At 73.4% G+C, this 19,391-nt stretch carries 23 protein-coding genes; 15 read left to right on the top strand and 8 right to left on the bottom strand.

The features are described from left to right. Window positions 1-18: 18 nt before the first annotated feature. Genes ACIP4X_RS01415 through ACIP4X_RS01390 form a run of 6 tightly spaced genes read right to left on the bottom strand, consistent with a single transcriptional unit; the run spans window position 19 to window position 5,225 of the window. On the bottom strand, window positions 19-960 hold the full coding sequence (locus tag ACIP4X_RS01415; protein ID WP_358731231.1) for a PDR/VanB family oxidoreductase: 942 nt from the start codon (window positions 958-960) through the stop codon (window positions 19-21). Next, window positions 957-1,985, bottom strand: a complete 1,029-nt coding sequence (locus ACIP4X_RS01410; RefSeq protein WP_401346084.1) for a Rieske 2Fe-2S domain-containing protein — start codon at window positions 1,983-1,985, stop codon at window positions 957-959. Before ACIP4X_RS01410 ends, ACIP4X_RS01415 begins: the two co-directional genes overlap by 4 nt. Window positions 1,986-2,004: 19 nt before the next feature. Next, the gene (locus ACIP4X_RS01405; protein WP_358731234.1) at window positions 2,005-2,766 is read right to left on the bottom strand and encodes an SDR family NAD(P)-dependent oxidoreductase; all 762 of its coding nucleotides are present in this window, start codon (window positions 2,764-2,766) and stop codon (window positions 2,005-2,007) included. Further along, window positions 2,763-3,182: a VOC family protein gene (locus ACIP4X_RS01400; RefSeq protein WP_358731236.1), complete on the bottom strand. Its 420-nt coding sequence runs from the start codon at window positions 3,180-3,182 to the stop codon at window positions 2,763-2,765. The genes ACIP4X_RS01405 and ACIP4X_RS01400 overlap by 4 nt, the downstream gene beginning before the upstream one ends. 37 nt (window positions 3,183-3,219) lie before the next feature. Beyond that, window positions 3,220-4,344: a C45 family autoproteolytic acyltransferase/hydolase gene (locus ACIP4X_RS01395; protein WP_401346079.1), complete on the bottom strand. Its 1,125-nt coding sequence runs from the start codon at window positions 4,342-4,344 to the stop codon at window positions 3,220-3,222. Continuing rightward, window positions 4,341-5,225: a polysaccharide deacetylase gene (locus ACIP4X_RS01390; RefSeq protein ID WP_401346077.1), complete on the bottom strand. Its 885-nt coding sequence runs from the start codon at window positions 5,223-5,225 to the stop codon at window positions 4,341-4,343. Before ACIP4X_RS01390 ends, ACIP4X_RS01395 begins: the two co-directional genes overlap by 4 nt. A gap of 239 nt (window positions 5,226-5,464) precedes the next feature. Here ACIP4X_RS01390 and ACIP4X_RS01385 point away from each other — a divergent pair, with 239 nt between their 5' ends. Then, on the top strand, window positions 5,465-5,947 hold the full coding sequence (locus ACIP4X_RS01385; protein WP_401346074.1) for an Lrp/AsnC family transcriptional regulator: 483 nt from the start codon (window positions 5,465-5,467) through the stop codon (window positions 5,945-5,947). 74 nt (window positions 5,948-6,021) lie between these two features. On the opposite strand, the gene ACIP4X_RS01380 is transcribed toward ACIP4X_RS01385, so the two are convergent. Further along, entirely contained in the window at window positions 6,022-7,596 is a 1,575-nt protein-coding gene (locus tag ACIP4X_RS01380) for an oxidoreductase (RefSeq protein WP_358731242.1), read from the bottom strand. Between the two features lie 194 nt (window positions 7,597-7,790). Between ACIP4X_RS01380 and hisD the strand changes: the two genes are divergently transcribed. The 9 genes from hisD (at window position 7,791) to ACIP4X_RS01335 (ending at window position 14,915) form a co-directional block, all read left to right on the top strand. Next, window positions 7,791-9,116 carry a histidinol dehydrogenase gene (gene hisD / locus ACIP4X_RS01375; RefSeq protein WP_401346072.1) on the top strand — a complete coding sequence of 442 codons (1,326 nt, stop codon included), beginning with the start codon at window positions 7,791-7,793 and terminating at the stop codon, window positions 9,114-9,116. Continuing rightward, window positions 9,113-10,225: a histidinol-phosphate transaminase gene (locus tag ACIP4X_RS01370; RefSeq protein WP_391453550.1), complete on the top strand. Its 1,113-nt coding sequence runs from the start codon at window positions 9,113-9,115 to the stop codon at window positions 10,223-10,225. Before hisD ends, ACIP4X_RS01370 begins: the two co-directional genes overlap by 4 nt. Then, window positions 10,225-10,827 (top strand): imidazoleglycerol-phosphate dehydratase HisB, encoded by a 603-nt coding sequence (hisB, locus tag ACIP4X_RS01365; RefSeq protein ID WP_358731247.1) that lies wholly within the window; start codon window positions 10,225-10,227, stop codon window positions 10,825-10,827. Before ACIP4X_RS01370 ends, hisB begins: the two co-directional genes overlap by 1 nt. 121 nt (window positions 10,828-10,948) lie before the next feature. After that, window positions 10,949-11,113, top strand: a complete 165-nt coding sequence (locus tag ACIP4X_RS01360; protein WP_358731251.1) for a hypothetical protein — start codon at window positions 10,949-10,951, stop codon at window positions 11,111-11,113. After that, window positions 11,104-11,754, top strand: coding sequence for an imidazole glycerol phosphate synthase subunit HisH (hisH, locus tag ACIP4X_RS01355; RefSeq protein WP_401346068.1), 651 nt, complete (start codon window positions 11,104-11,106; stop codon window positions 11,752-11,754). The genes ACIP4X_RS01360 and hisH overlap by 10 nt, the downstream gene beginning before the upstream one ends. A 4-nt stretch (window positions 11,755-11,758) precedes the next feature. Then, a complete protein-coding gene (gene priA / locus ACIP4X_RS01350) occupies window positions 11,759-12,484 on the top strand; it encodes a bifunctional 1-(5-phosphoribosyl)-5-((5-phosphoribosylamino)methylideneamino)imidazole-4-carboxamide isomerase/phosphoribosylanthranilate isomerase PriA (RefSeq protein ID WP_358731255.1) in 726 nt (241 codons plus the stop codon). Further along, window positions 12,481-12,885, top strand: a complete 405-nt coding sequence (locus tag ACIP4X_RS01345; RefSeq protein ID WP_358731256.1) for a RidA family protein — start codon at window positions 12,481-12,483, stop codon at window positions 12,883-12,885. Before priA ends, ACIP4X_RS01345 begins: the two co-directional genes overlap by 4 nt. Next, window positions 12,882-13,637, top strand: a complete 756-nt coding sequence (gene hisF, locus ACIP4X_RS01340) for an imidazole glycerol phosphate synthase subunit HisF (protein ID WP_358731258.1) — start codon at window positions 12,882-12,884, stop codon at window positions 13,635-13,637. The genes ACIP4X_RS01345 and hisF overlap by 4 nt, the downstream gene beginning before the upstream one ends. 21 nt (window positions 13,638-13,658) lie before the next feature. Further along, a complete protein-coding gene (locus ACIP4X_RS01335; RefSeq protein WP_358731259.1) occupies window positions 13,659-14,915 on the top strand; it encodes an MFS transporter in 1,257 nt (418 codons plus the stop codon). Window positions 14,916-14,936: 21 nt separating this feature from the next. On the opposite strand, the gene ACIP4X_RS01330 is transcribed toward ACIP4X_RS01335, so the two are convergent. Beyond that, the gene (locus tag ACIP4X_RS01330) at window positions 14,937-15,572 is read right to left on the bottom strand and encodes a TIGR03085 family metal-binding protein (protein ID WP_391453557.1); all 636 of its coding nucleotides are present in this window, start codon (window positions 15,570-15,572) and stop codon (window positions 14,937-14,939) included. A 164-nt stretch (window positions 15,573-15,736) separates the two neighbouring features. Here ACIP4X_RS01330 and hisI point away from each other — a divergent pair, with 164 nt between their 5' ends. The 5 genes from hisI to ACIP4X_RS01305 all read left to right on the top strand — a co-directional run bounded on the left by hisI (window position 15,737) and on the right by ACIP4X_RS01305 (window position 19,353). Next, window positions 15,737-16,138 (top strand): phosphoribosyl-AMP cyclohydrolase, encoded by a 402-nt coding sequence (gene hisI, locus ACIP4X_RS01325; protein WP_358731263.1) that lies wholly within the window; start codon window positions 15,737-15,739, stop codon window positions 16,136-16,138. Between the two features lie 11 nt (window positions 16,139-16,149). After that, entirely contained in the window at window positions 16,150-17,664 is a 1,515-nt protein-coding gene (locus ACIP4X_RS01320) for an anthranilate synthase component I (protein ID WP_358731265.1), read from the top strand. Window positions 17,665-17,725: 61 nt separating this feature from the next. Then, on the top strand, window positions 17,726-18,361 hold the full coding sequence (locus tag ACIP4X_RS01315) for a TIGR02234 family membrane protein (RefSeq protein ID WP_401346062.1): 636 nt from the start codon (window positions 17,726-17,728) through the stop codon (window positions 18,359-18,361). A 153-nt stretch (window positions 18,362-18,514) separates the two neighbouring features. Then, window positions 18,515-18,760 carry an HGxxPAAW family protein gene (locus ACIP4X_RS01310; protein WP_358731267.1) on the top strand — a complete coding sequence of 82 codons (246 nt, stop codon included), beginning with the start codon at window positions 18,515-18,517 and terminating at the stop codon, window positions 18,758-18,760. Window positions 18,761-18,852: 92 nt separating this feature from the next. Then, window positions 18,853-19,353, top strand: a complete 501-nt coding sequence (locus ACIP4X_RS01305) for a DUF2752 domain-containing protein (RefSeq protein ID WP_358731269.1) — start codon at window positions 18,853-18,855, stop codon at window positions 19,351-19,353. Window positions 19,354-19,391: the final 38 nt, after the last annotated feature.

The raw sequence follows: 19,391 nt of genomic DNA, 5'->3' as shown, positions 1-19,391 counted from the left end.
TGGTGCTCGGGAGGGGTCTTACAGATCGAGGACGAGCCGTGCGCCCGCGCTGCGCGAGACGCAGATCAGCATCGTGTCGCCGGCGGCCCGCTCCTCGGGGGTGAGCAGGTCGTCGCGGTGGTCCGGCGTGCCGGCGATGACCTTGGTCTCGCAGGTGCCGCAGATGCCCATTTCGCAGGAGGACGGGACCGGGGTCCCCGCCTCGCGCACCGCGTCGAGGACGCTGCGGCCGGGCGGGACGGTCACCTCGGTGCCGGAGCGGGCCAGCTCCACGGTGAAGGCGCCGGCACCGGCCGGGCCGGGCGCCGCCGGGGCGGGCGTGAAGCGCTCGGTGTGCACCGGGCCGGGGTGCAGGGCGCGTACGGCGTCGAGCAGTCCGCCCGGACCGCAGGCGTACACCGTCGCACCGGGGCTCGGGGCGAGGTGGGCGGCGAGGTCCGGGCGGCCCGCCTCGTCCTCCGGGACGACCGTGACCTGCCGCGGCGGCAGCTCGCCGAGGAACGCCATCGTGGTGCGCGAGCGGCCCGCGTACAGCATCCGCCAGGGCCGGCCGAGCGCCGTGAGGCGCCCGGCCATGGGAAGGAGCGGGGTGATGCCGATCCCGCCCGCGATCAGCACGTACTCGTCCGCGTCCTCGACCAGCGGGAAGTTGTTGCGCGGCGCCGAGACCGGCAGCACCGTGCCCGGACGCAGCGCGGAGTGCACCAGCCGCGAGCCGCCGCGGCCGTCCTCGACCCGCAGCACCCCGATCCGGTAGTGGGACAGGTCCCCCGGGTCGGAGCACAGCGAGTACTGCCGCACCAGTCCGCCGGCCAGATGCACGTCCAGGTGGGCGCCGGGCGTCCACGCCGGCAGCCGGCCGCCGCCGGAGTCGGCCAGGGTGAGCGCGACGACGCCGTCGGCGGCCTCCTCCCTTGCCGTGACGCGCAGTTCGCGCGGCGCCTCGGAGGAACGGCTCATGTCCGCGTGCCTTCCGCGCCCGCCAGGCCGGCGGTGCGGCGCATCAACTCGTGGAAGGCCCGCCGGTAGTTGAGCGTGAACAGGTCCGCGGGCGCGGAGAACTCCGGAACCTCGGCGTCCCAGGGCACCTCGCGCGGCTCGATGTTCGCGGTGATCGGCAGGTCCTCCAGGTAGACCATCTCCTCGACCCGCAGGCACTCCTCCAGCGAGGCGCCACTGAAGTCCCGCTCGTTGGCGACGCCCCAGAAGATCCGCACCTCCTCGTAGGACACGGGGGAGGGGAAGCCCGCGACCACGCGCAGACCGGCGTTCTCGTAGTGGTAGCTGATGGACGCGAAGCCCGGGGCCGCGCAGTGGTACGCCATCAGGCAGTCGCCCTGCGCGGCCCAGTCGCCCGAGCCGGCGTCCAACTGGTGCTCCATGTACACGTCGAGCCCGTCGCGGCGCACCGTCAGCGGGGCGACGACCTCGGGCGTGGGGCCCATCGACACCTGGTGGACGAAGGGGAAGTGCGCCACGTCGCGGAAGTTCTCGATCGCCACGGCGACACCGGTGGGCGACGACAGCGGCTCCGCGGCGAGCCACACCAGGTCCCGGTCGCGCCACTCCTCGGGGTCGTACAGCTCGGTGACCGGGTTCTCGAGGACCGTCCACACATGGCCGAACCGCTCCACGGCCGGGTAGGTGCGGATCGCGGCCTTCGGCGGGACGCCCGACTGGTCCGCGAGCGAGGGTACGTAGGAGCAGTGGCCGTCCGTACCGTCGAACCGCCAGCCGTGGTAGGGGCAGCCGAGGGAGCCGCCGGTGACGACGCCCTGCGACAGGTCGGCGCCGCGGTGCGGGCAGCGCAGCGCGCTGACGCGGGCGGTGCCGTCGGCCGAGCGCCACACCACGAGCTTCTCGCCGAGCAGCGTCGCGGGCCGCGGGGTGGCGAGGTCGGTGGAACGGGCGACGGGGAACCAGGAGTGGCGCATGGCGCGCTCGGCCTGTTCGCGTGTGGTCGGGGTGGAGGTGGATGTAGACATGAGGGCGTCCTTGGGAGGGTCAGATGCCGACGACGAGCGCGCCGCCGTTGACGGGGATGGTCTGGCCGGTGATGAAGGAGCCCGTGTCGGCGGCGAGGAAGGCCACCACCTCGGAGATCTCCGACGGCTCGGCGAGCCGCCCGATGGGCACGGCCGCGACCTCCGCCTCGTAGTGGGAGTCGGGCACCATGCGGGTGGCGACGGCGCCGGGGGCCACGGCGTTGACCATGATCCGCTCGCTCGCGAACTCCCGGGCGAGGGTCTTCATCAGCCCGAGCTGGGCGGCCTTGGAGACCATGTAGCCGTAGGAGTGCCCGTCGGGGACCTGGCCCCACTGGGACGAGACGAAGACGACGCGCCCCGCCCGGCTCGCCCGCAGGTGCGGCAGGGCGGCCCGGGTCAGGTACAGCGGCGCCCGGACGTTGACCGCGAGCAGCCGCTCGAAGTCGGCGTCGTCGGTCTCGGCCAGGCCCGTCATGGAGAACATCAGCCCGGCGTTGTGCACCAGGACGTCCAGCCCGCCCAGCGCTTCGGCGGCGCGGGAGACCAGGTCCTCGGCGTGGTCGCGCGCGGTGATGTCGGTGGTGAAGGGCTCGGCCCGCCCACCGGCCGCCCGGACCTCGGCGACCGTGCGGTCCAGTTCCTCCGTGTCCAGATCGGCCAGGGCGAGGGCCGCGCCGCGGGCGGCGAGCGCGAGGGCGTGGGTGCGGCCCATGCCGCGGGCGGCACCGGTGATCAGGGCGCTGCGGCCGGCCAGCGAGCCGGCGGCGGGGGCGCTCACGCCCGCGCCCGGTGCGGCTCGGTGATGTACAGCATGTTGCCGTCCGGGTCGTAGAACGGCCGGTAGCGGTACCACACGCCCGACGGGTGGTTCCAGACGATCTCCTGCCCGGTGACCCACTCGACCCGGCCGTCCAGCGCGGCGTACGCTGCGTCGAGGTCGTCCACCTCGAAGGCGAACGAGTCCAGACCGGGCGGGTTCTCGGCGTTGACCTCGGTGCGGCGCGGGGCGTGCTCGCCCGCCTCGGAGGCGAACAGGTAGAGCGTCAGATTGCCCAGGTCGATGGCGGCCCACTTCTCCTCGGGCACGTACGGCAGATGGAAGGGCAGTCCCAGGACGCCGTGGTAGAAGTCCACGAGCCGTTGGACGTCATGGGTGAGGATGTCCGTGTTGTCGATGCGCTTGAGCTGAAGCACTGCTTGCTCCTCTGGTCGAAGTGTTTGGTGGGCTGGGTCAGTTGCCGTCGGTGCCGGACCGGTCGCCGTCAGGGCCGGGCCGGTCGCCGTGGGTGCGGCAGGGCGGGCCGGTGTGGATGTCCAGCCGACGGGTGGCGAAGTCGATACGGACGGCGGCCAGGGTCCGGAAGGCGTGGTCGTCCCCCTCGGGGGCGTGCACGCACACGCCTCCGTCGTGACCGGCCAGCGCCGCCAGCGCCTGCGCGGGGGACAGGTCCCGGCCGCGCCCGTGCAGGGCCCGGCGCAGCACCTCGTAGCGCACGAGCGTGTCGGGGTCGGTGCGCGGCTCGGTGTCGCCGTCCGCGCCGGGACGGCTCAGGAAGTGGTTGGTGTGCAGCAGCAGCCCGTCGGGGTCCGGCAGGACGTGTCCGGGGCCGCCGGGCCACAACTCGGCGGCCACCGCGCTGCGTCCGGCCCGGCGTCCGCCGACGACGGTGATCGTGGTGGACGCGGAGTTCCGGGCCCCGCCGATGATCCGCAGCCCGTCGGCGACGGTGCCGGCCTCGTCCAGCAGACGGCGGGCGACGACGTGCACGGGAACACCGTGGGCGCCGGTGTCGGCGCGGTGGTGGAGGATGTTGAACAGGCAGCCCACGCCGCGGTCGTTGACGCCGATCTTGCCGACGATCCCGTACTCGGTGAGCGTCGTGGAGCGCCCGCCGTTCGCGTGCGGGATCTCCCACTCCAGCCAGTTCGCCGCGTGTCCCGCGTACCAGTCCCAGTTCTGCGCGGCCACCGGCTCCGCGTCGCCCTCGCGCAGCGCGACGACCGTCGAGCACTCGCCCCCCGCGCGGGTGCTCGCCAGGATCTCGGTACGGGCGTTGACCGCCGCGACGGTCTCGACCGGCAGGGCGGCGCCCTCCGCGATGCCCCGGATCTCGGCGGCCAGGTACGGGGCCCAGGCCTCGACGGCGGCCAGCGCGCGGGACCCGGGTCCTGACAGGTCCCGCATACCGCCGCGGGCGAACAGCTCCCGGTAACCGTCGGCGGTGGCGGCGACCCGTGCGCGCCAGGTCTCGCCGAACTCCCGTCCCCGCGCGCGCGGCTCGGTCGCGGTCGAGACGAACCGGGTGTGGGTGCCGGTGCCGGCATCCGTGCCGGTGTCCGTGCCCTTGCCGTTCACCGGTCCACCGCCGGAGCCGGGACGGGAGGCGGCGGCAGCAGCGGCCGCACATGGGCGGCGACATCGGCGAGCGGCGCGGTCCAGGCACGGCCGTCCCCGGCCACGGCCTCGACGAGCCGGGCCAGTTCGGCGAAGCGCTGCGGCCGGCCGATCACCTCGGGGTGCATGGTGTAACAGACGTGCCGCCGTTCGGCCCTGGCCCACTCGTACTCGGCGAGCCAGGAGGTGAACAGCTCCCCGGGCGCGGCCGTGTTGCCGCCGGTGTCGATGTTCCAGCCGTAGCGCGGCCAGTCGTCCAGCGACCAGTGCACGGGCAGTTCCAGGATGGAGCGGCCCCCGTACGTCTCGTAGTAGGGCCGGTCGTCGCCCATGCAGGACGAGTCGTAGCCGAAGCCGTGCTCGACGAGCAGCTCGAACGTCTCCGGGGTCAGCTCCCAGGACGTCGAGCGGTAGCCGGCCGGTACGGGCGCCCCGGCGGCGGTGAGCGCGGCCAGCCCCTTCTCGATCTCGGCGCGCTGCTCGGCCGCGGACACCTGGTCGCTGCGCAGGTGCAGGTGGCCGTGGTGGGCGATCTCGTGACCGGCCTCCAGGATGTCGGCCACGGTGCCCGGGTACAGCCCGGCGGTGTGACCGGGCACGAAGAACGTGCCCCGGACGCCGTGCTCGGCGAGCAGCCGCAGGATGCGCGGCATCCCGCGCACGACGCCGTAGCGGCCCTCGGACAGGGTCGTCAGACGGCGGGCGTACGCCTCGCCCTCGCCGAGCCAGCCCGCCTCGGCATCCACGTCGAAGGTGAACGACACGGCGGCCTCGGCTCCCGAGGGCCAGGCGAAGTCCGTCCCGGACGGAACGGGGGGCGGGGCGGGTGCGGGCAGCGGCATGGCCTGCTCCTTGCGTAACCGAAGATGCGTGACACTGCGCATCCGGGCAGTGAATGGCCTCCGGGGATGCGCATTGCGTTAATCCGGGACGCTAGGGCGCGCAATGCGTGAACGCAAGGGGTCTGTGCTGCGTAATGCGAAAAATTTTACGCCGTGGTGGTGTGCAAAGGTGGGGTGGAGGCCCTTCGAGCCGCGCAATGCGTGGTCCGCGGGCCGTCCGGGCGGCCTAGGATCTGGCCATGACCATCGAACTCGACAGCCTCGACCGGGCGATCATCGCGGAGCTGGAGCAGGACGGACGCCGGGCCTTCCGGGAGATCGCGCGGTCGCTGGACGTCTCCGAGGGCACCGTGCGCAGCCGGTTCCGCCGGCTCGAGGACGGCGGCATCCTCAAGATCACGGCCTTCGCGGACCCGGGCCGCTTCAGCAGCGCCCGGCTGGCGCTGCTGTTCCTCAAGGTGGCCCCCGGGCACCACGACCACGTCGTGACGGAGCTGACGGCGTGCGCCGAGGTCAGCTACGTCTCCACGACGCTCGGCAGGGCCGACGTCTTCGCCCAGGTCCTCACCGCCGACGACACCGAGCTGTGGCGGTTCCTCCAGGAGCGGGTGCGCCCCCTCGACGGCGTGCTGGAGACCGAGTGCACCCTCGAGGTCGCCGTGCACAAACTGTGGTTCGACAAGAACGGCTCCACCAAAGCCACCCCACGCCCCCGCGCGTAGCCACCCGCGCGCCCGTGGCCTCCGCGCGCAGGTGTCGCGTACTCCGGGGCTCCGCCCGCAAGGCGCCGTGCGTCCTAGTTCCGTCGCAGCAGGCGTGTCGCGCCTGCTGCCACCGTCGTGGCCAGGATCCAGCCGACCACGATCAGGGCCGCGGCGAGCCACTGCCAGCCGCCGCGTAGTTGCCAGCGGTCGACCTGGCCCAGGTCGACGACCGGCAGCAGCAGGTCGAGGGCGAACAGGGCGGGGTTCCACTCCGGGTGGCCGCCGGGGTCGGCCGGCGGCGGCCCCAGGCGTGCGAAGGCCAGCGAGCCGGCCGCCCACAGCACCGCCATCCACACCGCGGCCCGGCCCGGCCGGTACCCGTAGGCCACCGTCCAGTCCTGGACGTAGCCCACCAGCTTGGCGGCGAGCGGCAGCGTCTCGCGGCGGCGCCGCTGCTTGGCGAGCAGCACCTCGCGCGCGTCCACGTCCTCGCCCGACTCCCGCAGCACCGCGGCCAGCCGCTCGTACGGTTCCGGGTTGTACTCGGGGGTCGCCGCCGCCACCCAGTCCAGCCGCTCGTTCAGCGGGAACGGTCCCCGCGGCACCAGGTTCTCGTAGACGAAGCCGCCCATGTGCAGGCTGCCCGGGCCGGGCCAGCTGTCCGCCCGGTCGACGAGGGTGACGACCCGCGCCCCGGACAGCAGCACCTGTCCGCGCGGCGGCCGCTCCCCGAGGAAGCGCAGCTCCGGCGTCTGCACCCGGCGCAGCGACAGCACCTGCTCGTCCGTGAGGATGAAAAGGGCCCGCTCCAGATCGACCGCGTCGCCGAACCGCCCGTCGTCCAGGCGCATTCCGCCCCGGCACTCGAAGGGCTGGATCCGCGTCCCGCGCGCGGGCGTCACCCCGCTCAGCGGGCCGCCCACGCCTGCCGGGGTGAGGTACAGGGTGCGTTCGACGGTGAGCTGCGGCGCGTTCAGCGCGAACCGCTCCCGCGGGTTCGCCAGCCGGGCGCCGCGCAGGCTCAGCGACACGCCGATCTTCGCGCTGCGCAGACTGAACTCGCCGTACGACTCCAGCAGCTCCGCCTGGAGGTCCTGGCCCACCGTCATCCCGTCGGCGGCGATCGAGCGGCCGGCGCGGTCCCGGTGCACGACCGCCTGGTTGAGCAGCAGGTCCGTGCCGATGTGCGCGTCGGTCAGCCGTATCCCGCCGGTGAACCGGCAGCGCGGCAGATGCAGGTCGCCCTCGGTGCGCACCCGGGCCGCCTCCAGCCGCGGCACCGCGCAGTCCACCAGCCGCACGGTGGTGAAACGCGCCTCCGGCAGCAGCACCTCCTGGTCGAACCGGCACCCGTTCAGCTCCACGTACGGCAGCACCGCGCCCCCGGCGAGGTCCAGGGCGCCCGTGATCCGCAGACCGCGGAGCTTCAGGGACGACACGCGCCCGGCGAGCGCGGGCGGCCCGTCGAGGAGCAGCCAGCACACGACACGCGCTCGCACGGTCCGCTCGGGCCCCCACGGATGCCCGCCGTGCGGATCGTCCACCGCCGCGTCGCCGCCGCGCAGGTCGTACACGCTGCCGTTGCGGAAGGCCTGCCACATTCCCGCCTCGGTGGCGGTCAGGTCGTCGGACAGGTCCCCGGAGTGTAAGTCGGCCCCCTCCGTCACGATCCTCCCTCCCTCCCCGGCTGCTCGCGGGATGACTACGCTTCGTACAACCGGTCATGCCCGATCGGTGACGCTCTGAACACGAAATGTGAGCGGCTCCTTCCGTGCCCGGCACCGGCCACCGGCACGGCGGTCCGTATCAGTCACTGATACGGACGGACAGTGTCCGCGCGCGGTCTGAGAGAATTGACACCGTGATCTCCCGAATCGATCTGCGCGGCGACGCCCTCCCCGAGGGCCCCGCCCTGCGCGACCTGCTGCCCCGAGCCGACTTCGACGTCTCGGCCGCCCTGGAGAAGGTGCGTCCGATCTGCGAGGCCGTGCATCATCGTGGCGACGCGGCGCTGATCGACTTCGCCGAGCGGTTCGACGGCGTGCGACTGGAGTCGGTGCGGGTCCCCGCCCAGGCACTCAAGGACGCCCTGGAGCAGCTCGACCCGGCCGTGCGCGCGGCCCTGGAGGAGTCCGTCCGGCGCGCCCGGCTCGTCCACCGCGAGCAGTGCCGCGCCACGCACACCACCCAGGTGGTGCCCGGCGGCTCGGTGACCGAGAAATGGGTGCCGGTCGAGCGCGTCGGGCTGTACGCGCCCGGCGGCCGGTCGGTCTACCCGTCCTCCGTGGTCATGAACGTCGTGCCCGCCCAGGAGGCCGGCGTCGAGTCGATCGCGCTCGCCTCGCCGCCGCAGGCGGAGTTCGGTGGCCTGCCGCACCCCACGATCCTCGCCGCCTGCGCCCTGCTCGGCGTCGACGAGGTGTACGCGGCCGGCGGCGCCCAGGCCGTCGCGATGTTCGCGTACGGCACCGAGTCCTGCCCGCCCGCGAACATGGTGACCGGCCCCGGCAACATCTGGGTCGCCGCCGCCAAGCGCTACTTCACCGGCAGGATCGGCATCGACACCGAGGCCGGCCCCACCGAGATCGCGATCCTCGCGGACGCAGGCGCCGACCCCGTGCACGTCGCCTCCGACCTGATCAGCCAGGCCGAGCACGACCCGCTGGCCGCCGCCGTCCTGGTCACCGACTCCGCGGAGCTCGCGGACGCGGTCGAGAAGGAGCTGGAGCCGCAGGTCGCGGCGACCAAGCACATCGAGGACCGGATCCGCCCGGCCCTGTCCGGCAAGCAGTCCGCGATCGTCCTCGTCGACGGCCTCGACGAGGGTCTGAGGGTGGTCGACGCCTACGGCGCCGAGCACCTGGAGATCCAGACCGCCGGCGCGGCCGCGGTCGCCGACCGGGTGCGCAACGCGGGCGCCGTCTTCGTCGGCCCCTGGGCGCCGGTCTCGCTCGGCGACTACGCGGCCGGCTCCAACCACGTGCTGCCCACCGGCGGCTGCGCCTGCCACTCCTCGGGCCTGTCCGTCCAGTCCTTCCTGCGCGGCATCCACATCGTGGACTACACCGAGGACGCCCTCGCCGAGGTCGCCCACCACGTGGTGACGCTGGCGGAGGCGGAGGACCTGCCCGCGCACGGCGCGGCGATCAAGGCGAGGTTCGGCTGGAAGGTACCGGCGAGCAAGTGAGCTTCGGAATCGACGATCTTCCCGTACGGGACGAGCTGCGCGGCAAGTCCCCCTACGGCGCGCCCCAGCTGGACGTCCCCGTACGGCTGAACACGAACGAGAACCCCTACCCGCTGCCCGAGCCGCTGGTCGAGCGGATCACCCAGCGGGTCCGCGAGGCGGCCCGCCACCTCAACCGCTACCCCGACCGGGACGCGGTGGAGCTGCGCACCCGGCTCGCCGAGTACCTGACGAGGACGGGCGGCCACCGGGTCGGCGCCGAGAACGTCTGGGCGGCCAACGGCTCCAACGAGGTCATCCAGCAGCTGCTGCAGACCTTCGGCGGTCCTGGCCGCACCGCGATCGGCTTCGAGCCCTCGTACTCCATGCACGCGCTCATCGCGCGCGGCACGGGCACGGGCTGGATCTCCGGGCCGCGCCGCGAGGACTTCACGATCGACCTCGCCGCCGCCGAGCGGGCGATCGCGGAGCACCGCCCGGACGTCGTCTTCGTCACCACCCCCAACAACCCCACCGGCAACGCGGTGCCGCCCGAGACGGTCCTCGCGCTGTACGAGGCGGCACAGGCGGCCAAGCCGTCCATGGTGATCGTGGACGAGGCGTACATCGAGTTCAGCCACGGCGCCTCACTGCTGCCGCTGCTCCGGGACCGGCCGCACCTGGTCGTCTCCCGCACCATGTCCAAGGCGTTCGGCGCCGCCGGACTGCGCCTCGGCTACTTCGCGGCGCACCCGGCGGTCGTGGACGCCGTGCAGCTGGTCCGGCTGCCGTACCACCTCTCGGCGATCACCCAGGCGACGGCGCTGGCCGCCCTGGAGCACACCGACACGCTGCTCGGCTATGTCGAGCAGCTCAAGGCCGAGCGGGACCGGCTCGTCGGCGAACTGCGCGCCATCGGCTACGACGTGGTCGAGTCGGACGCCAACTTCATCCAGTTCGGGCGGTTCGAGGACGCCCACACCGCCTGGCGGCGGATCCTGGACCGGGGCGTCCTGGTCCGGGACAACGGCGTACCGGGGTGGCTGCGGGTCACCGCCGGAACGCCGGAGGAGAACGACGCGTTCCTCGACGCGGTACGGGAACTGAAGAAGGAACAGGAGCAGAGCTGATGACTCGCGAGGGACGCGTCGGCAGGGTCGAGCGCACCACCAAGGAGACCTCGGTCCTGGTCGAGATCGACCTCGACGGCACCGGCAGGACCGACATCGCCACCGGCGTCGGCTTCTACGACCACATGCTCGACCAGCTCGGCCGGCACGGTCTGTTCGACCTGACCGTGAAGACCGACGGCGATCTGCACATCGACTCCCACCACACCATCGAGGACACCGCCCTCGCGCTGGGCGCCGCCTTCAAGCAGGCGCTCGGCGACAAGGTCGGCATCTACCGCTTCGGCAACTGCACGGTCCCGCTGGACGAGTCCCTCGCCCAGGTCACCGTCGACCTGTCCGGCCGCCCGTACCTCGTGCACACCGAGCCCGAGAACATGGCGCCGATGATCGGCGAGTACGACACCACGATGACTCGGCACATCCTGGAGTCCTTCGTCGCCCAGGCGCGGATCGCGCTGCACGTGCACGTGCCCTACGGGCGCAACGCGCACCACATCGTGGAGTGCCAGTTCAAGGCCCTGGCCCGGGCGCTGCGGTACGCGTCCGAGCGCGACACGCGCGCGGCCGGCATCATCCCCTCCACGAAGGGCGCCCTGTGAGCGACGCACGCGCGGCCGCCGGGCCGCAGACGACCGGGGGCACCTCCCAGGCTGTCAAGGCACTGGGGGAGATGGCCGCGCCTCTGCGCCGCGCGGGCGGAGAAGCGAACGGAGGGGCACTGTGACCGGTCTGTCGACCCTGCTGATCGTCGTCGGCCTGTTCCTGCTCGGCGGCATCATCTCCTTCGTCAAGCAGCAGATGCCGAAGAGCCTCATCGTGCTGCTGTCCGTCGGTGCGGCGATGTGCCTCGTCGCGGGCGTGATGCGGCTGGGGGTGTGGAATTGAGCACCGGTGCGAAAAAGGTGGTGGTCCTCGACTACGGCTTCGGCAACGTCCGTTCCGCCGAGCGGGCCCTCGCCCGCGCGGGAGCCGACGTCGAGATCACCCGCGACTACGACGCGGCGATGAACGCCGACGGTCTGCTGGTGCCGGGCGTGGGTGCCTTCGCCGCCTGCATGCGCGGACTGAAGGACGTGCGCGGCGACTGGATCATCGACCGCCGGCTGTCCGGCGGGCGCCCGGTCCTGGGCATCTGCGTCGGCATGCAGGTCCTCTTCGCACGCGGCATCGAGCACGGGGTGGAGGCCGAGGGCCTGGACGAGTGGCCCGGCACGGTCGAGCCGCTCCAGGCGGACGTCGTGCCCCACATGGGCTGGAACACCGTGCAGGCGCCGGCCGGCTCGGAGCTGTTCGCCGGCCTGGACGAGGACGCCCGGTTCTACTTCGTGCACTCCTACGCCGTCCACGACTGGCGGCTGGAGACCAACAACCCGGCGCTGCGCGCCCCCAGGGTGACCTGGGCGACGCACGGCAAGCCCTTCGTGGCCGCCGTGGAGAACGACGCCCTGTGGGCCACCCAGTTCCACCCCGAGAAGTCCGGCGACGCCGGAGCGCAGCTGCTCACCAACTGGATCGGAACCCTGTAGAGACATGGCCAAGCTCGAACTCCTCCCCGCCGTCGACGTCCGTGACGGCCAGGCCGTGCGCCTCGTGCACGGCGAGTCCGGCACGGAGACCTCCTACGGCTCCCCGCTGGAGGCCGCCCTGGCCTGGCAGCGCGCGGGCGCCGAGTGGCTGCACCTGGTGGACCTGGACGCCGCGTTCGGCACCGGCGACAACCGCGAGCTGATCTCCGAGGTCGCCCGGGCCATGGACATCAAGGTGGAGCTGTCCGGCGGCATCCGCGACGACGACACCCTCGCCGCCGCCCTGGCCACCGGCTGCACCCGCGTGAACCTCGGCACCGCCGCCCTGGAGTCCCCCGAGTGGGTCGCCGAGGTCATCGGCCGGCACGGCGACCGGATCGCGGTCGGCCTGGACGTGCGGGGCACCACGCTGCGCGGCCGCGGCTGGACCCGCGACGGCGGCGACCTGTACGAGACGCTGGACCGCCTCGACAAGGAGGGCTGCGCGCGCTACGTCGTCACCGACATCGCCAAGGACGGCACCCTCCAGGGCCCCAACCTGGAACTGCTGAGGAACGTCTGCGCGGCCACCGACCGCCCGGTGGTCGCGTCGGGCGGTGTCTCCTCGCTCGACGACCTGCGGGCGCTCGCCGGCCTCGTGCCGCTCGGTGTCGAGGGCGCCATCGTCGGGAAGGCCCTGTATGCGAAGGCGTTCACCCTGGAAGAGGCCTTGGAGGCAGTGGCGTCATGACGTCGGAAGCCGTGCGGCGCGTGCAGAGTGGAAGTCCTTGGGAAGAGGAATTCGGTTACGCACGCGCCGTCGCGGCGGGTGACCGGGTCCTGGTGGCCGGCACAACGGGCTTCAAGGGCCGCGTGCTGTACGGGGAGGGCGATCCCTACGAGCAGGCGAAGGTCGCGTTCACCAGCGCGCTGGAAGCGATCACCGAGTTCGGGCTGGGCCCCGACGCGGTGGTCAGGACCCGGATGTACCTGACCCATCCGCGGGACGTGGACGAGGTGGGCAGGGCCCACAAGGAACTGTTCGACTCGGTGCGTCCGGTCTCGACCCTGCTGGTGGTCGAGGGCTTCGTGGATCCGCGCATCCTGGTCGAGATCGAGCTAGAGGCATACAGAGGAGCCGTGGATTCATGACCCTGGCGGTCCGAGTCATCCCCTGCCTGGACGTGGACGGCGGCCGGGTGGTCAAGGGCGTCAACTTCCAGAACCTGCGCGACGCCGGCGACCCCGTCGAGATGGCCAAGGTGTACGACGCCGAGGGCGCCGACGAGTTGACGTTCCTGGACATCACCGCGTCCTCGGGCGACCGGGAGACGACGTACGACGTGGTGCGCCGCACCGCCGAGCAGGTGTTCATCCCGCTGACGGTGGGCGGCGGCGTCCGCACCGCCGAGGACGTCGACAAGCTGCTGCGGGCGGGCGCGGACAAGGTGGGCGTCAACACGGCCGCGATCGCCCGCCCGGAGCTGATCCGGGAGATCGCCGAGCGCTTCGGCCGCCAGGTGCTGGTCCTGTCGGTGGACGCCCGCCGCACCCCGTCCGGGAGCTTCGAGGTGACCACCCACGGCGGCCGCCGGGGCACCGGCATCGACGCGGTGGAGTGGGCGCACCGCGCGGCGGAGCTGGGCGCGGGCGAGATCCTGCTCAACTCGATGGACGCGGACGGCACCAAGGACGGCTACGACCTGGAGATGATCGCGGCCGTCCGCAAGCACGTGACCGTACCGGTGATCGCCTCGGGCGGCGCCGGCCGGCTCGCCGACTTCGCCCCGGCCGTCACGGCGGGCGCGGACGCGGTCCTGGCCGCCTCGGTCTTCCACTTCGGCGACCTGCGCATCGGCCAGGTCAAGGAGACCCTGCGGGAGGCGGGGCACCCCGTCCGGTAGTCCTGGAGAGAGGCCACCCACGTGACCACCGTCTCCGCGACGTCCGCAGAGGCACTCCCCGTCGAGCGTCCCGCCCACCGCGACGGCAACGTACTGCGATGGCTCGCGGCCTACACCGCTTCGATGGTGGGCGACAACGTCTACTACCTCGCCCTCGCCTGGGCGGCCGTCCGTGCCGGGACGCCCGCGCAGGCCGGGGTGGTGATGGCGGTCAGCGCGCTGCCCAGGGCCCTGCTGATGCTGGGCGGGGGAGTGGTCGCCGACCGGCTCGGCCCGCGCAGGGTCGTCATCGGCAGCGACGCGGTGCGCTGCGCGGCCGTGCTCGGCGTCGCCGCGCTGCTGTGGCTCGCAGGACCCGGCCTGTGGCCGCTGGCCGCGCTGGCCCTGGTCTTCGGTGCCGTGGACGCCGTGTTCATGCCCGCCGTGGGCGCCCTCCCCGCGCGCGTGACGAGCCGGGGCCAGCTCGCGCGCGTGCAGGGCATGCGCGGGCTGGCGATCCGCTTCGCGAGCGTCGCCGGCGCCCCGCTCGGCGGTCTCGGCGTCGCCCTCGGAGGCGCCGCCGCGGCGTTCGGGATCGCCGGGCTGCTGATCGCCGTGTCCGTGCCGCTGCTGGTCTCCGTACGGATCGGAGAACTGCCGCCGGACGACACCGCCGCGGCCGGCGACTCCACCGCCTGGCGGGACCTGGTGGGCGGCCTGCGGTACATCCGCCACCACCGCGTCCTCGCCCCGCTGATGCTGGCCATCGCCCTCGGCGACCTCGGCTTCGTCGGCCCGCTCAACGTGGGCCTGGCCCTGCTGGCCGACCGGCGCGGCTGGGGCGCCTCCGGCATGGGCTGGGTGCTGGCCGGGTTCAGCGTCGGCGCCGGAGCCGCCTCCCTGCTGCTGACCGTACGGGGACGGCTGCCCCGCGCGGGCAGCCTGGCCGGCTGCTCGATCCTCGCCGGCTCCGCGGCCGTCGGCGCCCTCGCCCATGTGCCGAACGTCCTCGGCGCCGCCGGAACGGCCGTGCTCGTCGGCCTCCTCACCGGGCTCAGCGGCGCCCTGTGCGGCGCGCTGCTGCAGACCCAGTCCGAACCCGCCTACCTCGGCCGGGTCACCGCCGTCGCGGGTCTGGTCAGCCTGGGTTTCGCCCCGCTCAGCATGCCGCTGTCAGCCGCCGCGATCGGGACCTGGGGGACCGGCCCGGTGTTCGCCGTCAGCGCGGCGGTGTGCGCTCTGGGCGGGGTCGTCGCCCTGGCCTCCCCCGCCCTGCGCCGCGCCGAACTGCCCCACTGATCCCCGCCGGAGCGGCGGGGATCAGAGCCCGAGCTGCTTGGTCTCCGTCAGCTTCGTGATCGCGTCCTGGTCGCCGACCTTCTCGACCCGGGCCGCGTTCTGCCGGCCGAACGCGAACAGCAGCAGCTCCGACGGCTCGCCCGTCACCGTCACCACCGGCGTCCCCCGGTGCGCGACGGCCGTGCGGCCGTCGGGGCGGCGCAGGACCAGACCGGTGGGGATGCCCCGGCCCAGCAGCCGGGCGGTGCGCTCCAGCCGGGACCACAGGGTCTCCTGGAAGACCGGGTCGAGCTCGCGCGGCGACCAGTCGGGCTGGGCGCGGCGCACGTCCTCGGTGTGGACGTAGAACTCGACGGTGTTGGCCATCTCGTCGAGCTGCTTGAGCTGGAAGGGTGAGAAGCGCGGCGGGCCCGTACGGATCAGCTGGATCAGCTCCTCGTACGGCTTCGCCGCGTACTCGTCCAGCACCTTCTGGAGGCGCGGCGCCAGCGGCTTGATCAGCACGCCGCCGGCGGCGTCGGGACGCCGCTCGCGCACCACCACGTGCGCCGCCAGATCACGGGTGAGCCACCCCTCGCAGAGGGTCGGCGCCTCAGGACCGGCGGTCTCCAAGAGATCGGCGAGGAGGAGCCGTTCACGCTTGGCAAAGGTCGACATGTGGTCAGCCTACGACCACGTACCGCGTCCGCCCACCCGTCGACAGGCCGCCCCATGCCGACGAGGCACCCCCGCGGAAGCCCCGCGGCACCCCCGTCGCACCGCCGCGCCCACCCACTGGAACGCGGCCCCGGCCCCCGGTCCCGCGCGGCACAATGGCACCCATGAGCAGCACGCCCGGCACTCCCGCACCCAGCAGCCTCGACCAGGAGATCGCCCGCCGCCTCAAGCGCAGCGCCGACGGACTCCTGCCCGCCATCGCCCAGCAGTACGACACCGGCGAGGTACTGATGCTCGGCTGGATGGACGACGAGGCGCTGCACCGCACACTGACCACCGGCCGATGCACCTACTGGTCGCGCAGCCGCCGCGAGTACTGGGTCAAGGGCGACACCTCCGGGCACGTGCAGCACGTCAAGTCCGTCGCCCTGGACTGCGACGCCGACACCGTGCTGGTCAAGGTCGACCAGGTCGGCGCCGCCTGCCACACCGGCGACCGCACCTGCTTCGACGCCGACGTCCTGCTGAAGGACGCCGGTTCCGGCGCGGGCACCGAAGGTCAGTAGGGTCAGCCGCCATGGACCTCGAGACGTTCCGCAAGCTCGCCACCGACCGACGCGTCATCCCGGTCACCCGCAAGCTCCTCGCCGACGGCGACACCCCGGTCGGGCTCTACCGCAAGCTCGCCGCCGAACGCCCCGGCACCTTCCTGCTGGAGTCCGCGGAGAACGGCCGTACCGCGTTCACATGGTCCCGGTACTCCTTCGTCGGCGTCCGCAGCGACGCCACCCTCACCGAGCGCGGCGGCCAGGCCCACTGGCTCGGCAACCCGCCGGTCGGCGTCCCCGCCGAGGGCGACCCGCTCGCCGCCCTGCGCACCACCGTCGAGACCCTGCACACCCCCCGCGACCTCGCCCACGACCTGGGCCTGCCGCCCTTCACCGGCGGCATGGTCGGCTACCTCGGCTACGACATCGTGCGCCGCCTGGAGAAGATCGGCCCCGGCGAACGCGACGACCTGCGGCTGCCCGAGCTGACCATGCTGCTCACCTCCGACCTCGCGGTCCTCGACCACTGGGACGGCACGGTCCTGCTGATCGCCAACGCGATCAACCACAACGACCTGGACACCGGTGTCGACGAGGCGTACGCCGACGCGGTGGCCCGCCTGGACGCCATGGAGGCGGACCTGTCCCGCCCGGTCGCCCAGCCGGCCGCCGCGCTGCCCGCCTCCGAACTGCCCGAGTACACCGCGCTGTGGGGCGGCGAGGACTTCCGGACGGCCGTGGAGGACGTCAAGGAACGCATCCGCGCGGGCGAGGCCTTCCAGGTCGTCCCCTCGCAGCGCTTCGAGACGCCGTGCACGGCGAGCGCGCTGGACGTCTACCGGGTGCTCAGGGCCACCAACCCCTCGCCGTACATGTACCTGTTCCGGTTCCCCTGCGGGGACGGAGACGCCTTCGACGTCGTCGGATCCAGCCCGGAGGCCCTGGTGAAGGTCGAGGACGGGCGGGCCATGGTCCACCCCATCGCCGGCACCCGGCCGCGCGGTACCACCCCGCAGCAGGACCAGGCCCTCGCCGAGGAACTGCTCGCCGACCCCAAGGAGCGCGCCGAGCACCTGATGCTCGTCGACCTCGGACGCAACGACCTGGGCCGGGTCTGCGAGCCGGGCTCCGTCGAGGTCGTCGACTTCATGTCCGTCGAGCGGTACTCGCACGTCATGCACATCGTCTCCACCGTGACCGGACGGGTCGCGGCGGGCCGCACCGCCTTCGACGTACTGACCGCATGCTTCCCGGCCGGCACCCTCTCGGGCGCGCCGAAGCCGCGGGCCATGCAGATCATCGACGAACTCGAGCCGTCCCGGCGGGGGTTGTACGGCGGCTGCGTCGGCTACCTGGACTTCGCCGGCGACTCCGACACCGCCATCGCCATCCGCACCGCCCTGCTGCGCGACGGCACCGCCTACGTCCAGGCCGGCGCCGGCATCGTCGCCGACTCCGACCCGGTGGCCGAGGACACCGAGTGCCGCAACAAGGCGGCGGCCGTGCTGCGGGCGGTGCACACCGCGAACCGGCTGGGACAGTAGGGCGTTTCTCACGTCCGGCACATGAACCCCGGATGACGCCACGCCCGCGGTCCGAGCGATAGTGGAGTACGTGACTGCCCTACCTCACCCCCGTTCCGAAGCCGACCCCGCCCGGTCCGGCCGCCGCAGCCTCGCCGTCGCCCTGCTCTGCGGCGCGCTCGGCGCGGCCGTGGCGCTGCTCGCCACCCGGCAGCGCTGGGCGGAGGGCACCGCGACGGTGGCCGGCGGCGCCTTCCCGCTGACCGCCAGGGGCAGCGAGGTCACCGGCGTGCCCGCCGCGCTCGCCATAGTGGGCCTGGCCGCGCTCGTCGCCGTCTTCGCCGTCCGCCGCTCCGGCCGCGTCCTGGTCGCCGTGCTGCTCGCCCTCTCCGGCGCGGGCACGGTCGCCGCCGCCCTGTTCGGCGCCACCGGCGGCGCCGCCCTCGACGACAAGGCCGCCCAGGTCTCCGGCGACACCGCCGCCACCGCCGCCGCGCTCAGCCACACCGGCTGGCCCTACGTCGCGGCCGCCGGCGGGGTGCTGCTGCTCCTGGCCGGCCTGCTCGCCCTGCGCTACGGCCGCCTGTGGCCCGCCATGTCCGGCCGCTACGAGCGCTCCGGCCCCCCCCGCTCCCGCGCGCCCCGCCCGGCCGACCCCGACCGCCCCGAGGACCTGTGGAAGGCCCTGGACCGCGGCGAGGACCCGACCGGCTCCTGACCCGCCCCGACCGGCCCCGGCCGGGGCGCGCGTCCCGCCCGCACCCGAACGGCGGTCGCGAGGAGCCACCCCCGCTCACGTCGCGTGCGCGCGTGCGGGACAATGGAGCCGAGCGTCCGGCTCAGACAAGAACACAGCAACGAGGAGCAAGTCATGGCGGGCAGCAGCCACGGTCACACCCCGGCCGCCTGGACCGGTGTCATCATCGCCTTCATCGGTTTCTGCGTCGCGGGCGCCTTCATGGTGATGGCCCAGCCGGTCGGCTTCTGGGTCGGCATCGGGGTCGTGCTGGCCGGCGGCGTCGTCGGCGGGGTCATGCGCATGATGGGCCTCGGCCAGAAGAACGAGCACCCGGTCCACCAGGTCGGCCCGCGCGAGGCGGCCCGCGCCGAGAGCTGAGGCCCGCGCGGGGGCGGGCCCGCACGACCCGAAAGCCCCAGGGGCGGCCCGGTGCCGCCCCTCGCGCGCGTGGGCGCCCGCTCCGGGGCACAATGCGAGGCGTGAACCCCGACAGCCAGAGGGTGACGCAGGACCGGACGCCCGTACCCCGCCCCCGGCGCAGCCCGGACGCCACCGCCGTCCCCCCGCACATCACCGCCGTCCTCAGGCGGCTCGCGGTCCCCGCCGGGGTGCTGACCGCCGTCGCCGGCGCCTTCGCCTACGTCGGGGCCGTGGACCCCAACCAGCCAGGCCACTACCCGGTCTGCCCCCTGCTGCGCTACGCCGGTGTCTACTGCCCGGGCTGCGGCGGGCTGCGCAGCGCCCACGCCTTCGTCCACGGGGACTTCGCGACGGCCCTGCACGACAACGCCCTGGCCGTCACGGGCTATCTGGTCTTCGCCGTGGCCTGGACGCTGTGGGCCCTGCGCGCCGCGCGCGGACGGCCGCCGCGCCCCGTGCTCGGACCGGCGCACCTGTGGGGCCTCGGTGCCCTGGTGCTGGCATTCACCGTTGTCCGCAACCTGCCGTTCGGTGGCCGGCTGCACCCTTGATCGGGCACGGTATGTCCAGGTAGTGGGACCGCCGTCCA

Source organism: Streptomyces sp. NPDC088817, assembly GCF_044750345.1.
Lineage (GTDB): Bacteria > Actinomycetota > Actinomycetes > Streptomycetales > Streptomycetaceae > Streptomyces.
The sequence above is the reverse complement of the archived record's forward strand: the minus strand, read 5'-3'. Positions and strand labels throughout refer to the sequence as shown.

Coding starts and splice junctions, on each gene's coding strand:
- ACIP4X_RS01415 (WP_358731231.1), bottom strand. CDS start 960: ATGAGCCGTTCCTCCGAGGCGCCGCGCGAACTGCGCGTCACGGCAAGG.
- ACIP4X_RS01410 (WP_401346084.1), bottom strand. CDS start 1,985: ATGTCTACATCCACCTCCACCCCGACCACACGCGAACAGGCCGAGCGC.
- ACIP4X_RS01390 (WP_401346077.1), bottom strand. CDS start 5,225: ATGCCGCTGCCCGCACCCGCCCCGCCCCCCGTTCCGTCCGGGACGGAC.
- ACIP4X_RS01385 (WP_401346074.1), top strand. CDS start 5,465: ATGACCATCGAACTCGACAGCCTCGACCGGGCGATCATCGCGGAGCTG.
- hisB (WP_358731247.1), top strand. CDS start 10,225: ATGACTCGCGAGGGACGCGTCGGCAGGGTCGAGCGCACCACCAAGGAG.
- priA (WP_358731255.1), top strand. CDS start 11,759: ATGGCCAAGCTCGAACTCCTCCCCGCCGTCGACGTCCGTGACGGCCAG.
- ACIP4X_RS01345 (WP_358731256.1), top strand. CDS start 12,481: ATGACGTCGGAAGCCGTGCGGCGCGTGCAGAGTGGAAGTCCTTGGGAA.
- hisF (WP_358731258.1), top strand. CDS start 12,882: ATGACCCTGGCGGTCCGAGTCATCCCCTGCCTGGACGTGGACGGCGGC.
- ACIP4X_RS01330 (WP_391453557.1), bottom strand. CDS start 15,572: ATGTCGACCTTTGCCAAGCGTGAACGGCTCCTCCTCGCCGATCTCTTG.
- hisI (WP_358731263.1), top strand. CDS start 15,737: ATGAGCAGCACGCCCGGCACTCCCGCACCCAGCAGCCTCGACCAGGAG.
- ACIP4X_RS01320 (WP_358731265.1), top strand. CDS start 16,150: ATGGACCTCGAGACGTTCCGCAAGCTCGCCACCGACCGACGCGTCATC.
- ACIP4X_RS01310 (WP_358731267.1), top strand. CDS start 18,515: ATGGCGGGCAGCAGCCACGGTCACACCCCGGCCGCCTGGACCGGTGTC.
- ACIP4X_RS01305 (WP_358731269.1), top strand. CDS start 18,853: ATGCGAGGCGTGAACCCCGACAGCCAGAGGGTGACGCAGGACCGGACG.